At 43.7% G+C, this 16,366-nt stretch carries 13 protein-coding genes; all 13 read left to right on the forward strand.

Going from position 1 to position 16,366, the window contains the following annotated elements; translation table 11 throughout:
• Positions 1–5 precede the first annotated feature (5 nt).
• The 13 genes from plsX to ACQKIC_RS09895 all read left to right on the forward strand — a co-directional run bounded on the left by plsX (position 6) and on the right by ACQKIC_RS09895 (position 16,361).
• Complete coding sequence (gene plsX, locus ACQKIC_RS09835) at positions 6–995, forward strand: phosphate acyltransferase PlsX (protein WP_427591085.1); 990 nt, start codon at positions 6–8, stop codon at positions 993–995.
• 23 nt (positions 996–1,018) lie between these two features.
• Positions 1,019–1,966, forward strand: coding sequence for an ACP S-malonyltransferase (gene fabD, locus ACQKIC_RS09840; protein WP_427591086.1), 948 nt, complete (start codon positions 1,019–1,021; stop codon positions 1,964–1,966).
• Positions 1,963–2,706 carry a 3-oxoacyl-[acyl-carrier-protein] reductase gene (gene fabG, locus ACQKIC_RS09845; protein ID WP_402868264.1) on the forward strand — a complete coding sequence of 248 codons (744 nt, stop codon included), beginning with the start codon at positions 1,963–1,965 and terminating at the stop codon, positions 2,704–2,706. The genes fabD and fabG overlap by 4 nt, the downstream gene beginning before the upstream one ends.
• Positions 2,707–2,764: 58 nt before the next feature.
• The gene (locus ACQKIC_RS09850) at positions 2,765–2,998 is read left to right on the forward strand and encodes an acyl carrier protein (protein ID WP_053345291.1); all 234 of its coding nucleotides are present in this window, start codon (positions 2,765–2,767) and stop codon (positions 2,996–2,998) included.
• A gap of 251 nt (positions 2,999–3,249) precedes the next feature.
• The gene (gene rnc / locus ACQKIC_RS09855; protein WP_402868266.1) at positions 3,250–3,993 is read left to right on the forward strand and encodes a ribonuclease III; all 744 of its coding nucleotides are present in this window, start codon (positions 3,250–3,252) and stop codon (positions 3,991–3,993) included.
• Positions 3,994–4,013: 20 nt separating this feature from the next.
• Entirely contained in the window at positions 4,014–7,577 is a 3,564-nt protein-coding gene (gene smc, locus ACQKIC_RS09860) for a chromosome segregation protein SMC (RefSeq protein ID WP_427591087.1), read from the forward strand.
• A 26-nt stretch (positions 7,578–7,603) separates the two neighbouring features.
• On the forward strand, positions 7,604–8,656 hold the full coding sequence (ftsY, locus tag ACQKIC_RS09865) for a signal recognition particle-docking protein FtsY (protein ID WP_402868269.1): 1,053 nt from the start codon (positions 7,604–7,606) through the stop codon (positions 8,654–8,656).
• A 133-nt stretch (positions 8,657–8,789) separates the two neighbouring features.
• On the forward strand, positions 8,790–11,171 hold the full coding sequence (locus tag ACQKIC_RS09870) for a hypothetical protein (protein ID WP_427591088.1): 2,382 nt from the start codon (positions 8,790–8,792) through the stop codon (positions 11,169–11,171).
• On the forward strand, positions 11,168–12,103 hold the full coding sequence (locus ACQKIC_RS09875) for an ABC transporter ATP-binding protein (RefSeq protein ID WP_402868272.1): 936 nt from the start codon (positions 11,168–11,170) through the stop codon (positions 12,101–12,103). The genes ACQKIC_RS09870 and ACQKIC_RS09875 overlap by 4 nt, the downstream gene beginning before the upstream one ends.
• Positions 12,100–12,951, forward strand: coding sequence for an ABC transporter permease (locus tag ACQKIC_RS09880; RefSeq protein WP_402868274.1), 852 nt, complete (start codon positions 12,100–12,102; stop codon positions 12,949–12,951). The genes ACQKIC_RS09875 and ACQKIC_RS09880 overlap by 4 nt, the downstream gene beginning before the upstream one ends.
• Positions 12,948–14,486 (forward strand): hypothetical protein, encoded by a 1,539-nt coding sequence (locus tag ACQKIC_RS09885; RefSeq protein ID WP_427591089.1) that lies wholly within the window; start codon positions 12,948–12,950, stop codon positions 14,484–14,486. The genes ACQKIC_RS09880 and ACQKIC_RS09885 overlap by 4 nt, the downstream gene beginning before the upstream one ends.
• A gap of 7 nt (positions 14,487–14,493) precedes the next feature.
• Entirely contained in the window at positions 14,494–15,498 is a 1,005-nt protein-coding gene (locus tag ACQKIC_RS09890; RefSeq protein ID WP_402868277.1) for an AAA family ATPase, read from the forward strand.
• Positions 15,498–16,361 carry a DUF58 domain-containing protein gene (locus ACQKIC_RS09895; RefSeq protein ID WP_427668611.1) on the forward strand — a complete coding sequence of 288 codons (864 nt, stop codon included), beginning with the start codon at positions 15,498–15,500 and terminating at the stop codon, positions 16,359–16,361. Before ACQKIC_RS09890 ends, ACQKIC_RS09895 begins: the two co-directional genes overlap by 1 nt.
• Positions 16,362–16,366: the final 5 nt, after the last annotated feature.

Consider the following 16,366-nt stretch of genomic DNA (forward strand, 5'->3'; position numbering starts at 1 on the left):
CGTTCATGAAAATAACGCTAGATGCAATGGGTGGAGACAATGCTCCAAAGGCACAGGTATTAGGAGCCATGAAAGCAGTCGAGGCCTTTCCCGATGTGGAAATAACCTTAGTAGGGAACGAAGGCGAAATCAACCAGTTCTTAACGAAAAATGAACGGATCAAGATCATACATACGGAAGAAAAGATACTAAGTACCGATGAACCTGTTCGTGCGGTCCGTCGCAAGAAGAATGCATCAATGGTATTAGCAGCCCGCCAAGTGGCCGATGGAGAAGCGGATGCATGCATATCTTCAGGAAATACAGGTGCTTTGATGGCAGCCGGCTTGTTCGTTGTCGGGAGAATCGAAGGAATCGAACGTCCAGCATTGTCCCCAACCTTGCCGACAATAGATGGTAAAGGTTTTGTTTTTCTTGATGTCGGAGCGAATGCAGAAGCGAAACCGGAGCACCTGCTTCAATTTGCGATAATGGGTTCCGTATATGCCCAAAAGGTCCGTGGTATTGAAAAACCGCGTGTGGGCCTATTAAATATTGGGACTGAAGAGAAAAAAGGGAACGAGCTGACGAAGCAGGCTTTCACGCTCCTTCAGCAATCATCGGACATCTCCTTTATAGGGAATGTAGAAGCCAGGGACCTTCTGAATGGTCCGGCAGATGTAGTTGTAACGGATGGCTTTACGGGAAATATGGTGTTGAAAACGCTTGAGGGAACAGCCATGAGTGTCTTTCATATGTTGAAAACCGCGTTGATGAGCAATATGAAGAGTAAGATTGCCGCAGCATTAGTGAAACCGGAACTAAAAGGCATTAAAAATCAAATGGATTACTCGGAATATGGTGGGGCTGGATTATTCGGCTTGAAGGCACCTGTCATCAAGGCACACGGTTCTTCCGACGCAAATGCGATTTATAACGCGATCCGTCAGACTCGGGATATGGTGAGCCATGATGTGATTCCGACCATTGCGAAGACGATAGAAAAAGTCCAATAAATATAGAGATAGGGGAGTTTGGGATGGGTAAGATTGCTTTTGTCTTTCCAGGACAAGGTTCACAGTCAATAGGTATGGGTTTAGACTTATTTGAGGTAAATGAGCAAGCACGGAAAATTTTTCAAACGGCGGATGAAAAACTGGATTTTGCGCTATCCGAGCTTATATTCAATGGCACTCAGCAGGAATTAACGGTAACCTATAATGCTCAACCTGCGCTATTGACTACAAGTTATGCCTTGTTCAATGCTTTGGCGGAAGCGGACATCCAGCCTGATTACACTGCAGGACATAGTTTAGGGGAATATACGGCATTGGTAGCCTCAGGTGCAATTTCTTTTGAGGATGCTGTCTATACTGTTAGAAAACGTGGTCAATTCATGGAGGCCGCTGTTCCGAATGGCCAAGGCTCGATGGCCGCAATTCTGGGAATGGACCGTACGGCACTCGCTCTTGTAACGGCTGATATTACTGATGCAGGTGAATCCGTTCAGCTGGCTAACATTAACTGTCCGGGGCAAATCGTCATTTCCGGAACGGCAGAAGGCGTCAAGCTTGCGAGCGCAAAAGCGAAGGAAAGCGGAGCAAAACGTGCTCTCCCTCTTGATGTAAGCGGGCCGTTTCATTCTGAATTAATGAAACCTGCGGCTGAACAACTTCAAAAGGTACTTGATGAAGTGAGTTTCCGACAGGCACCCATTCCGGTGATTTCAAACGTAACGGGCGAGCCTATCACAGAACCATCAGAGATTAAAAATAAATTAATTGAACAATTGTATTCACCAGTTCTTTGGGAAGATAGTGTCAAAAAGCTGCTTGAATTAGGCGTGGACACGTTCATTGAAGTGGGACCAGGCAAGGTGCTGGGAGGATTGATTAAAAAAATCGACCGATCCGTCAATATTCACTCAGTATCGAATACAGAAACCCTACATAAAACGGTCGAAGCATTGAAAGGGGAACTAGCATGATTCTTGAAGGTAAGAAGGCACTAGTAACTGGTGCTTCCCGCGGTATCGGCAGGGAAGTGGCATTGGAACTCGCACGGCAGGGAGCGGACGTAGCTGTCAATTATGCTGGAAGCGAAACAAAAGCTAATGAAGTGGTCGATGAAATCAAGGCACTTGGGCGAAAAGCATTTGCCGTTCAATGCGATGTATCAGATAGTGAATCAGTAACAGGCATGATTAAAGAGGTCATTGAACAATTTGGCCGGGTCGACATTTTAGTCAATAATGCTGGAATTACCCGTGATAATTTATTGATGCGGATGAAGGAAGAAGAATGGGATTCGGTCATCGATACGAATTTAAAAGGTGTCTTCCTTTGCACAAAGGCAGTCACAAGACAAATGATGAAGCAACGTAGCGGCAAAATCATCAATATGGCTTCCATCGTCGGTGTGATGGGGAATGCGGGGCAGGCAAACTATGTTGCAGCCAAGGCAGGCGTGATTGGCTTGACAAAGTCCACTGCCAAGGAGCTTGCATCAAGAGGGATCACGGTCAATGCGATCGCTCCAGGTTTCATCTCCACGGATATGACTGGTGAACTGACGGAAGACGTGCAAAAAGCGATGCTGTCACAAATACCTTTAGCCCGCTTCGGTGACCCAAAGGATATTGCATCAGTTGCCACGTTTCTCGCTTCAGAGGCAAGCAGCTATATGACGGGTCAAACCCTTCATATTGATGGCGGTATGGTGATGTAAGTTTAGGTTTGATTTTTTTGAAATATAATTTATAATGTCTTGAGGGGAGGTGAACATATTGGCAGATGTATTAGAAAGAGTAACGAAAATCGTTGTAGATCGCTTGAACGTTGAAGAATCAGAAGTAAAGCTTGAAGCTTCATTCAAAGAAGATCTTGGTGCCGATTCCCTAGATGTAGTCGAACTAGTCATGGAGTTTGAAGACGAATTTGATATGGAAATTTCGGACGATGACGCTGAAAAAATCGCCACAGTGGGTGATGCTGTGAATTACATAAAAAGCACTATGTAATGTTAATGTCTTTTGATTAAAAGCTCCGTTTTTTAACGGGGCTTTCTCTTGTAATGTAAGGGTCTGGAAAATACGAATACGTGCAGTTCCGATTAAGTTCCATGTGTCAAGCATCAACGCTGCTGGCTATTTTTCTTTAAGCGGATTATACTGTATGATGGTACATAGGAAAGCTTGACAGGAATTCCTGCCAGGTTTCTTTTTATATGTAGGAAAAATATGTTTTTGAACCGTAGTGGAGGGTTTTTGTGATGCGTAGGAACGTAAATAATCGTAAACCATTAAGTAAGGATAATAAATTTAAAGAGTTACAGGACAATCTGGGTTTTCATTTTGAAGATGAAAATTTGTTGAAAAAAGCTTTTACACATTCATCTTATGTGAATGAGCATCGCCGCAAGCCTTACGAAGATAATGAAAGGCTAGAATTTCTAGGAGACGCAGTACTTGAACTGACAATCTCGAAATATCTGTATCAGAAATACCCGATGATGAGTGAAGGAGAGCTTACGAAATTAAGGGCAGCCATTGTCTGTGAGCCGTCACTAGTCGACTTTGCCAACAGCCTCTCTTATGGGGAATATGTATTGCTTGGTAAAGGGGAAGAAATGACAGGCGGTAGAGAACGCCCTGCCATGCTTGCAGATGTATTTGAAGCCTATATCGGCGCTTTATATCTTGACCAAGGATTAGAGCCGGTTGTGCAGTTCTTGAAAAATGTCGTGTTTCCGAAGATAGACGAGGGTGCTTTTTCTCATGTGATGGATTATAAGAGCCAGCTCCAAGAGCTTATCCAACGGGATGCAATTGGGGTTCTGCAATACAAAATACTGCAGGAAAAAGGACCGGCCCATAATAGAGAGTTCGTTTCGACGGTTTCTTTGAATGGGGAAGATCTAGGAACTGGTGTGGGAAAATCGAAAAAAGAGGCAGAGCAACATGCCGCCGAACACGCATTGGCCGTTTTAAAGAAAAAAACTCAACAAGATAGTTGAACAGTAGAGGGGGAAAGGTCATGTTCCTCAAACGCTTGGACGTTGTAGGATTCAAATCTTTCGCAGATAAAATTTCGATTGAATTTGTACCTGGTGTCACGGCAGTGGTTGGACCGAACGGTAGTGGTAAAAGCAATGTGACTGATGCAGTCCGTTGGGTTCTTGGAGAGCAATCCGCAAAATCACTGCGTGGAGCAAAAATGGAAGATATCATCTTCTCAGGAAGTGACACAAGAAAGGCCTTGAATTTTGCAGAGGTTTCCTTGACTTTGGATAATGAGACCAACACCCTTCCAATTGACTTTCATGAAGTTAGTGTGACAAGAAGGGTATATCGATCGGGTGAAAGCGAATTCTTCATTAATAATCAAGGATGCCGCCTGAAAGATATCATTGAATTATTTATGGATTCAGGACTTGGACGCGAAGCATTTTCCATTATCAGCCAAGGGAAAGTGGAAGAAATCCTTAGCAGCAAAGCAGAAGAAAGACGAGTTATTTTTGAAGAGGCCGCTGGTGTCTTGAAGTATAAAACAAGAAAAAGAAAAGCGGAATCAAAACTGACGGAAACACAAGATAATCTCAACAGGATTCATGACATCCTTCATGAACTAGAAGGTCAAGTGGAACCCTTGAAAATTCAATCTTCCCTGGCCAAAGAATATTTGGATAAGAAAGAGGAACTTGAAAAAATCGAAGTGGCTTTGACCGTTTTTGAAATTGAAGAACTTAATGAAAAATGGGAAAGTCTTACCCAGGAACTTGGGAAACACAATGAGATGGAGCGACAATTGGCTGGAAGGCTTCATGAACGTGAAGAGCATCTTAAAGAGGTTCGAGGAAGCATTGCCGGACTCGAAACATCGATTAACGAGCTTCAAGAAGTGCTATTGAACGCCAGCGAAGAGCTTGAGAAGCTTGAGGGTCGTAAAGAAGTATTGAAAGAACGGAAAAAGAATGCGGCACAAAATAAATCACAGCTTGAAAAAGCGATTATAGAGGGCAAGGCAGCCGTTGAACGTCTTTCTTTACAAAAGGAAAGAGAAACGGAAGTTCTGCATGCATTGAGTTCTGAAGTAAAACAGCTTCAAGAGCTTTTACATGAAAAACAAAAAAGCTTAGGTCTATTCAATACCGACATTGAAGCCCTGATAGAAGTGAAGAAAAGTGACTATATCGAGTGGCTGAACAAGCAGGCTGCCGCCAAAAATGAAAAGCATTACCTTCTGCAGCAACTCACGCAGCAGGAACATAAAAATTCCAAACTGGATCACGAAAATGAAAAATTCCTTACCGAGAGAACGGAAATCACTGCTAAAAAGTCGGAATACTCCAAGCGTAAGGAAAAACTGAGCAAGCAGCTTGAAGACCATGTCACTTCTTTCCGAAATCAACAGAATAAGCTACAAACGGCAAAAGATACGTATCAAAAACAGGAAACGACCCTATATAAGGCCTATCAATTCCTTCAACAGGCAAAATCCCGAAAGGAACTGCTTGAAGAGATGGAAGAGGACTATGCAGGCTTCTTTCAAGGTGTTAAGGAAGTCCTAAAAGCAAAAGGTACTCTAAAAGGCATTGAAGGTGCAGTGGCGGAACTGATCAAGGTCCCAAAGGAATATGAAACCGCCATCGAAACAGCACTAGGTGGGGCGATGCAACATGTGGTTGTGGAGAGAGAAGAACATGCCCGTGAAGCCATTTCCTTCTTGAAGAAAAACAGGTTTGGACGGGCGACTTTCCTGCCCTTATCTGTCATCAAAGGAAGAGAGATTTCATCGAACCAGCTATCGATGCTGAAGAATCACCCTGCTTTTGTCGGGACAGGTTCCTCGTTGATCCAATATGATGAAAGACATGCTTCCATCGCGGCAAACCTGCTAGGAACCGTCATTATCACAAAGGATTTAAAAGGAGCCAACGAACTGGCAAAAATGGTGCAGCACCGTTTCCGCTTTGTTACGATTGAAGGGGATGTCGTCAACCCTGGTGGTTCGATGACGGGTGGAACGATTAAACAAAAATCGACTTCACTACTATCCCGGAAAACCGAGCTTGAAGAATTACATGAGAAGCTAGCCGGGATGGAATTAAAAACGAACCAGCTTGAAAAACAGGTAAAACAGCTGAAGGTGGATGTCGGTGTTCAAGAGCAAACGCTTGAACAAACGAGAAAAACAGGTGAAATGCTACGATTACAGGAGCAATCCCTGAAAGGTGAACTTCGTGAAGTCGAGCTACAAGAAAGAAATGTGAATGATCGCCTACACCTTTATGATTTGGATAAAAACTCCTATTTAGAAGAGCAACAGCAAAAGAAAGCAAGGCTCGAAGAATTGGAAGAACTGTTGAAATCCTGTAAAGTGGAAATCGATGGGCTTGACCGCCTTATAGCGGAAATGACAGAACAAAAACAATCACAGCAATCATCAAAGGAAAGTCTTGCCGAAGAAACGAGCGAGTTAAGGGTAACATTGGCCTCAAAACGCGGTCAGCTTCAAAATCAAAGAGAAAAAATGGAACGGCTTGAGGCGGACTTGGCAAAAGAGACCAGCACCTTAACTGAAAACAAGGATGACTTGGGGCTTTTAACAAATGAAATGACGGACAGTTCGAGTGGGGAAGAAACGCTTGAAGACATGGCCCAACAAAGATTGCTTGATAAGAATGCGGCCATTGAAAATATTTCCGCCAAAAAACAGGAAAAGACCGAAATGCAAACTCATCTCGAAACGCTCGAAATAGCTTTGAAAGAGGAAAGTCGTCTCTATAAAGGTATCGTTGAAGTGGTCAAGGATGAAGAGGTCAAATTAACCCGACTTGATGTGGCGCTGGAAAACCGCCTGGATCATTTACGCGAGGAATATACATTATCCTATGAAGGGGCTAAAGAAAAGTATCCATTAATGATACCTATCGAAGAAGCTCAGAAAAAGGTAAAGCTCATTAAGCTGGCCATTGAAGAATTGGGGACGGTCAACTTAGGAGCAATAGACGAGTATGCCCGTGTAGCCGAAAGGTACGAGTTCCTTCTCGGTCAAAAAGAAGATCTGCAGCAGGCTAAGGATACCTTATTCCAGGTTATCGACGAGATGGATGAGGAAATGAAACGACGCTTTTCAGAAACATTCTATGCGATTCGTGAACAGTTCGAACAGGTATTTAAATCACTGTTCGGTGGTGGCAGGGCTGAATTAAAACTGACAGATCCCAATGATTTATTGAATACGGGAGTAGATATCATCGCACAGCCTCCAGGGAAAAAACTACAGAACTTGAGTCTCTTGTCCGGTGGAGAACGAGCATTGACTGCAATTGCTCTTTTATTCTCGATTTTAAAGGTCCGGCCCGTTCCTTTCTGTATCCTCGATGAAGTCGAGGCGGCACTTGATGAAGCGAATGTAGTTCGTTTCAGCCAATTTTTAAGGAAATTCAGTCAAGAGACTCAGTTTATAGTAATCACCCACCGTAAAGGGACGATGGAGGAAGCGGATGTCCTCTATGGCATTACGATGCAAGAGTCAGGTGTTTCCAAATTAGTTTCCGTTCGTATGGAGGAATCAGAGAACTTTGTTGAAATATAAATCCATGAATTAGAGGAAGTGGGACAATGAGTTTCTTCAAGAAGCTAAAAGAAAAATTCACGGCACAAGAAGAAAAAGAAACAGCTGTAGAAACAAAAGTAGAAGTAGAAGTTGAAAAAAAAGCAACATCCGAAATATCAATCGGGGAAAAGTTTAAGCAAGGTTTAACGAAGACGAGGAATTCCTTTACCGGAAGGGTTAATGAACTCGTTGCCCGTTACCGGAAAGTGGATGAAGACTTTTTCGAAGAACTTGAGGAGATTCTCATCCAGGCTGATGTAGGCTTTGATACCGTTATGGAATTAATCGACCAATTAAAAATGGAAGTGAAACTGCGCAATATCTCTGATACGAGAGAAGTGCAATCTGTCATTTCTGAAAAACTTGTTGAAATTTACCAAGGTGATGAAGAAGGAATATCCAGCTTGAACATTCAACAAGACGGCCTGACGGTCATTCTCTTTGTCGGTGTGAACGGTGTAGGTAAAACAACGACAATCGGTAAACTTGCCCATAAGTTTAAGGAAGAAGGCAAATCGGTCGTATTGGCGGCTGGTGATACTTTCCGCGCCGGAGCGATTGAGCAACTCGAAGTGTGGGGAGAACGTGTCGGTGTCAGTGTCATTAAACAAGGAGAAGGATCTGACCCTGCTGCTGTTATGTTCGATGCCGTTCAAGCGGCTAAGGCACGCAAAGCCGATATCCTGATTTGTGATACAGCAGGCCGTCTGCAAAATAAAGTGAATTTGATGAAGGAATTGGAAAAGGTGAAGCGTGTAATTGAACGTGAAGTGCCTGGTGCACCACATGAAGTGCTCCTTGCCCTTGATGCAACGACGGGTCAAAATGCACTCATTCAAGCGAAAACGTTCAAGGAAGCGACAGATGTAACGGGTATCGTCTTAACGAAGCTTGATGGTACAGCAAAAGGCGGAATTGTCATTGCAATCCGGAATGAGCTTTCCATTCCCGTGAAATTTGTCGGACTTGGTGAAAAAATGGACGATCTTCAAGAATTCGATGCTGAAAAATATGTGTATGGGCTCTTTGCCGATATCATTGATAAAGAAGAAGTATAAAGGTGAATAGTTTTAGCCGGAAGGGATTTTCCCTTCCGGCTTTTTTGATTTTTTTTACTTTTTATATAAATACTGTATACTTTTTCGTGATCTAATCGTCTATTAGGAGTATAGAAAAAAAGGGGGAGTTCGGTTGTTCAGAAAATTAAAGGGAATCGCTGCTTGTTTATTATTTTTAGGCCTATTTTTACATTCATATACAGTTCAAGCAAAAGCAGCGGACACGGACATAAAAATCTCGATTGAAACAGGGTTTGATGGATACATAACCCGGGCCAAGGCCATGCCGATGACCGTACATATCGAAAATAAGGGGGAGGCTTTCAGCGGTACGCTGATTTTTCAATTTCAGGCCGATTACGATTTCGGAGGGTCGCAAATTCTAAAAGTGGAATTGCCAAAGGAAAGCAAGAAAACCTATTCCGTTTCACTTCCAGGGTATACCGACGAAAATTATAATTATAATGGGACCGCACTGGCGAAGTCGATTTATCTCTATGAGGGAGATTGGAAGAATGGTAAAGAAGTAGACTATTCCGGCCCGAAGGTACTGGCACCTAAGTTCTTTGATGAAAGCGAGGACCTGATTGGAGTATTAAGTGAAAATTACGATCGTTTGACGGAATTGAGAGTCTTGCCATCCCTCCAAGCCAGGATGGTCGAGTTGGAAAAAGAAGATTTGCCTAAACAGTCAATTGGCTATGAAATGTTTGATTATTTAATCATTGATGAATTTGCAATTGCCGCTTTGGATGAGGCACAACAGAAAGCACTAAAGGGTTGGATCCGTTCTGGTGGTGTATTGATTTCCGGGTCATCACCAAGTGCCGCTCAATCATACGGGTCCCTGTATAACCTTTTACCGATGAAGATGGATAAAGGAATCAAGATGGATTCATCCTTTCTTACAGAAAAGAAAAAAGATCGACCATCCTTTGAACAATTGCCGGGCTTTACTGGTGAAGTGGAGAAAGGGACAGAAATCATTGCGAAGAGCGGGTCATCACCGGCCGTTGTCAAAAAGCAATATGGAAACGGGATGATTGTCCAGACGGCCTTTTCGTTAGGAGATGAGCCACTTGCCTCTTGGAAAGGATACGGCACGTGGTTTGAAGCGATTTTAAAGAAGGTGGAGTTGAATGCGTTTTCCACTTCAAGTGAATTCATGGACGAAGCAAGATGGGAAATGAATGACCCCAATAGTTACTTTGATGATACGAATTTATCCGTGATTCAATTGGCATTGTTGCTGTTAGTCTACGTTGTGATCATTGTACCGATTTTATTTGTCATTCTGAGGAAAATGGATAAAAGGGAGCACGCTTGGTGGATCATTCCTTTGATTGCCTGCATTACGACGATTCTAACGTTTGCCGTCGGAGCGAAAGATCGTCTTGCCAAACCTCAACTCAATCAATTGGGAATCTATCAAATTGAGGATGACCAAATCATCGGCATCCAATCGAATGTCCTCCTGTCCAATAAAGGAGGCAATTACAACCTGACTTTCCCGAAAAATGAGTTAGTTGCGATGCCAATGACTCAGGAGGGATTAGGTGGAAGCGTGAAAAGAGCACCAATGCTTGAAGAGAAAGCTACCGATATGGAATTGACCTTTCCAAACGTCGAATATTGGTCTACCAGGTCCTTTATAGGAAAGGTTTATAAAGAAAATGCAGGTCAATTGAAAAATGACTTGACCGTTGAAAACAGGACCTTGACAGGTACGATTCAAAATGAGACACCTTATGACCTTAAGGAATTAATGATCCTGACCGGCAATGAACGAATCAATCTCGGAACGTTGAAGAAGGGGGCAGAGATCAAGGTAAATGAAGCGTTAAAGAGTGATTTCTTATTTAAACCGTATGGAACGACATCGTCTTCTTGGAATAATGGAACTATGGGAAAAAAAATCGATATTGAAAAAATGCGCAGGGATCAGCTTCTTTATCTGACGGAGGCGTATTTCGGAGGGGCCTCGACAAAATCCGAACCTGTCATCGGCGGTATAACCGACGATTCAATCGTAGACGTCAGACTATCGAAAAAACCGAAAGTAAATATAGATAATCTGATTTTCCAAACATTCAGTCCGAAAACAATTTTGGCTGGGGAAGTGACATTGTCAAAAGAAATGTTCGCGGGGTCTGTGAATGCCCTCCGGGGTTCAGTTGGCGAAGAAGAAGGATATGGTACGTATTGGTTTGAAAGGGGAGAATATGAATATATCAGTTCAGTTCCAAAGATCATGAAGGACGAAACATTCAAAGCGTCAGAAATGACGATTAAGTTCAGTAAACAAGATGTTAAGTATGAACTCTATAATTTTTCGACTGAAAAGTATGAATCGATACCTAAGGGAGAACGGGAAATTACTTTCAAAGGGACTAAGGATATATCATCCTATGTATCGAAACAAGGGAACATCCAGATAAAAGTCATGATAGATAATGATGATGACCCGAGTGTAAGGATGCCACAAATCACTGTGAAGGGAGTGGTGGAGAAATGATAGAAATTATACAGTTAACTAAACAATATGGCACGTTCACCGCATTGGATCACTTGGATTTGCAAATAGACAAAGGAACCGTGTTTGGTTTTGTCGGTCAAAATGGGGCAGGGAAATCCACGACTTTTTCCATTTTGGCTACCTTGCTTGCACCAACATCGGGGACGGCTTATATCAATGGCTACAATATATCGAAGGAACCTAAACAAGTCCGTAGCCAGATCGGTTATATGCCTGACTTTTTTGGTGTGTATGATCAATTGAAGGCTGAAGAGTACCTGGATTTTTACGGAGCAAGTTATGGTATACCCGTTTCGGAACGGAGTAAACTGATTCCACAACTGCTCGAGCTCGTAAATTTATCGGATAAAAAGGATTCCTATGTGGATCTTTTATCACGGGGAATGAAGCAACGGCTTTGTCTTGCAAGGAGTCTGATACACGACCCCGAAGTGCTTATTTTGGATGAACCCGCTTCCGGGCTTGACCCGAGGGCTCGTGTTGAAATGCGGGAGATTTTAAAGGAATTGAAACATATGGGTAAAACGATTTTGATATCATCGCATATTTTACCTGAACTTGCGGAAATGTGTGATGTGCTCGGCATCATCGATCAGGGTAAATTGAAAGCACAAGGGTCGGTCGCGGAAATCCAACATAAGCTGCAGGGCGAAAAGAGCCTGATTATTAAGGTTCATGAGGATATTGAGCGATCCATCGCTTTTCTAGAAGATAATCCGGATATTAGCCAGATCAATACGCATGTTGATGAAAAAACGATTCAGTTTCTATTCAAAGGAGATGCAGGGGCCCAACAACAGCTGCTGAAGTCTTGTATGTTGCAAGACTTGCCCATTGTCTCTTTTTCGGAAATAGAGACGGATCTGGAGGATGTGTTCATGGAAATCACGAAAGGGGTTGAACTGTCATGAAGAGCTGGCTGATGAATCCGGTTTTGAATAAAGAGTTTAAGCTACGCTTTCGCTCTTTTAAAAGTTTTTTAGGTGTATTATTCTATGTTCTTGCGATTGGTGCCATCGTTATCGGTATGATTTTTATTCAGTCTCTTAGTAGCATGGGCGGGCGCGTTGACCCGGATGCAAGCCGGAGTATGTTTATATTTCTATCCGTTATCCAACTGGCCTTGGTCTTGTTCATTACACCTGGACTGACGGCAGGCGTCATCTCGAGTGAGAGGGAGCGACAGACGTTAAATATTTTATTGACGACTTCCCAAAGCTCGACAGGCATCATTTTCGGGAAATTAATTTCATCCATTTCCTACTTGCTATTACTGGTTGTGGCCAGTTTACCGCTATATAGCATCGTCTTTTTATTCGGCGGAATTTCGCCGAATCAGCTTTTGATGGTGCTGGGCTTCAATGTCTTCACCGTCATCGTATATGGCAGTATCGGGGTGCTTTTTTCTACACTTGTGCGAAAAACCATTCCGGCGATGGTCACGACTTATGGAATCACATTGTTTTTAGTAGGTGGCACAGCTTTATTGACCCTACTATTCACTACCATGGCCGTGGGGAATCAGGTAAATGTGACCACACCAACGACTAACCCATTGCCTTACTTAGCGGCCATGCTAAATACCCCAATCGTATTAATCGGCTTTGTTGAACCGACTTACTCTGAGGAAATCCAGAAGTTATCGGGGATTGATTTTCCACTTTGGGCGTCTCATTTGATTTGTTACACACTTCTACTAATCGGGTCCGTTCTTCTAAGCGTTAAAAAGCTGCGCGTGGGAATGAAGACAAAACGATGAACAAGGATCTTACCCATGATGAACTCCAGTTTCTCAAGTTGATTAAACCCGTTAAGCGGCAACTTTTCATGCAGCATGTGATGAGGGAGGGGCAACTTTTACTCCTTGCCGTGTCTGCATGGACGACTTTACTATTTTTCATGGCACGTATAGTAGTCATACCCTTCGTTTTCCGTTATTTTTTCATTGGAATCATCTGTTTACTTGCTTTTTTTGTCTATAGAATCATTAAAGGAAAACCCGGTAATAAAACGGCTGCTTTGCTGTTTAACCAGTATGTTCCTGATGACCGTGTCGTGACGGGATTCGCTTTTTTAGGGGAGATTGGTGAGCTTAAGTCACTCCAGCTCAGGGATGCTATTCACCATATGAAAATCCATCAGGAGGAGGCCCTCAGAAGGAAGAAAGTATGGGTACATCCGAAATGGCTGACGCTAGCTCTTTGTTTAGCAATAGGAGGTTCCCTATTGGCAATTTTGCCAAATCAGAAAATGGATCAAGCCAGGCAGGCGGAAAAAGAAGTGAAGCTTGTCGAGGAGGTCAAAAAAGAGCTTGATGAAAAAGTGAAGGAAATAAAGGATCCTGATGTCAAAAAGACATTGAAAGATGTAAAAGAGAAAGTTGCGCTAGAAAAAGAGGCTGAGAAGGCCTTAGAGGCACTCGCCAAACAGTCAAGCGAGCTGCAATTAAAAGAAAAGAAGCAAAGAGAAAAGCAAGAGTCACTGGAAACCTGGAAGGATCAGTCAAAAAAAACCGGCCTTACGGAGCTGTCCAAGGCACTTGAACAAAAGGACATGCGACTGGTCGAAAAAGAACTGAAAGAACTAAATGAAAGATGGGATGAGCTGTCCAAGGAACAGAAGCAGGCCCTAGAGAGCTACACAGAGCAGGAGCTTCCATTAACGGAAGAACAATTGGATGCACTGATGCAGCAGTTGGAGGAAGCGATGGAATCGGGAGAACTTGCCAAGCAGTTAGCATCAGCCAATCAAGCTGTTCGTCAAGCGGGATCCCAACTTCAGAATAAAATGAGTCAAGATGGTATTCCTTCTTCTCAAACAGCTTTTTCTAACAGCGATGGAACACAAGGGAAGCAACCCGCCAATCAGCCCCTAGGTCAGCCCTCCTCTACGCCTAATGGACAGCCCAACGCCAATTCTGGGAATAATCCCGGAAGCCAAAAAGGACAAGGACAGGGTCAAGGACAAGGACAAGGACAAGGAGTAAGTGGAACCGGCGGAGGAAAAGGAGGCACGAAGGGGGGTGCTGGACAAGGGTCGAGGGAAATGCTGACGATTCCCGAAAAGACCGATGGAAAGCAGAATATGGAAACCGACAATGGGAAACTTGGTGAAGGGAGTGGCGAGCAGGAGGAGGCCGAGGGTCCAGTATTGAGGGGGAACTTGCGGAATTATGAGGAGGTCTATCAGCAGTATGAGGAATCTTATCGCAAAAGTACGGATCGCCTTAGGCTACCCTCTGATTTGAATGATATCGTCAAGAATTATTTTAATAATCTTGATCCGGAAAGGTAGTGGGAAAATGACGGAAAAAGAACAGCAGTTTAATGAAGCAGGGACTATGATTGAGAGAGTTAAGCAGGAAATCTCCCGTTTTATAGTTGGGCAGGAAGACGTGATCGATCAAGTTTTATGGAGCATTTTTGCAGGTGGCCACGTATTGCTTGAAGGCTTGCCGGGACTTGGGAAGACGATGCTCGTTCGGACGATTTCGGAATGCCTGGATTTAGAGTTTTCTAGAATCCAGTTTACACCAGATCTGATGCCTTCCGATATTACGGGAACCATGTTATTGCAACCTGGAGAGGACGGAAGGCAGCAGTTTACCTTCCATGAGGGGCCTCTTTTTTCTCATATCGTCTTAGCTGATGAAATCAATCGGGCGACGCCGAAGACACAGAGTTCGCTTTTAGAGGCAATGGGGGAGAGAACTGTAACAGTCATGGGGGAAACGAAACAGCTTGATCAGCCCTTCTTTGTGCTTGCAACCCAGAATCCAATCGATATGGAGGGGACGTATCCATTGCCCGAAGCCCAGATGGACCGGTTTATCTGTAAGATTCTTGTCCGTTATCCATCAAAGCAGGAATTAAAGCAGATTGCCCTTCGAACGACAGGCAGGGAAACCATTTCTATTGAAAAAGCTGCCTCCATCAAGGATGTTTTGTTACTGCAGCAACTAGTAAAGGAGGTCCTTATTTCAGAAGAGATGCTGGATTACGCGGTTTTGATTATTTCGAGTACTCATCCAAATGTGGAGGAATCGCCGGAACTTGTCCGGCAATACGTTCAATTCGGAAGCGGACCTCGTGGGTTGCAAAGTTTGATCAAAATGGCAAAGGCAAGGGCTTTATTTGCCGGGCGTTATCATGTTTCTGCCGGTGACTTGAAGCAAACGGCCTATCCTGTGCTGAGGCATCGGATTATACTCAACTTTGAAGCGGAAGCAAACGGGGTTCTCATAGATTCCATTATTTCTGAAGTCGTTGAGTCGGCGTATAAATTAGGAAAAGGAACACCGGTTTGATGGTAGCTTATGCTTTTTTAGAAAGGCTACAGAAAAAGAGATTGCTCGTGAAAACGAGGAAGCGTGGGATGCATAAAGGTTCGAGACGGTCGAGTGCGTTTGGTTCTTCGCTTGAGTTCTCCGATTTTCGGGCCTATCAACCGGGAGACGATGTCCGGCAAATCGATTGGAATGTATTTGGCCGAACCCAGAAGCATTATATAAAAAGGTTCCTCGATGAACAGGAGTTATCTGTGGCCGTTTACCTGGATATGTCTTCTTCGATGCGAGCTCTCCCGGGAAAATGGGAACAGGCGCGAAAGCTCGCCGCTTCATTGAGCTTTGTTGTCCTTGCAAGCGAAGACCGTCTGAATTTTGTTCCCGTCGGTAATCAAGGAGCCCATCCTATTCGACGTAAAGGAGCGGTTCACCGTAAAAGGGTTTTTCGAGAGATAGCTGGATTGGAAGATACGGAGAGAAGCGGGGAGTTTTATGAGCAACTTGGCAAAGTGATGGTGAGGAATCAGCAACTTGCGATTATCATCTCGGATGGTCTTGAGCCCATCGAAAAGGTGGAGGCGACTTTAAGAAAGCTACGCTCGGCAAGACAAGAAGTCTGGTTCATTCAACTGCTGGGGAAAGAGGAACTTCAACCTATGTATGATGGGGACCTGAAGTTTGTGGATAGTGAAATGGAAACAGCGGTCAATGTTAGCCTTAATCCGACCCTCATCGACAACTATCGAAGGAGTCTAGCACACCATAACGAGCAGCTTGAAGCTATCTGTGAAAGTCTTGGCAGCCGCTATATGCTCATATCTGCTGAAAAGGATATACAAACGATTTTATTTCACGACTTTCCACGCCACGGGCTAATGAATTGAGGTGA

The sequence above is a fragment of the Peribacillus sp. NPDC046944 genome, from assembly GCF_050272735.1.
Taxonomy (GTDB): Bacteria; Bacillota; Bacilli; order Bacillales; family DSM-1321; genus Peribacillus.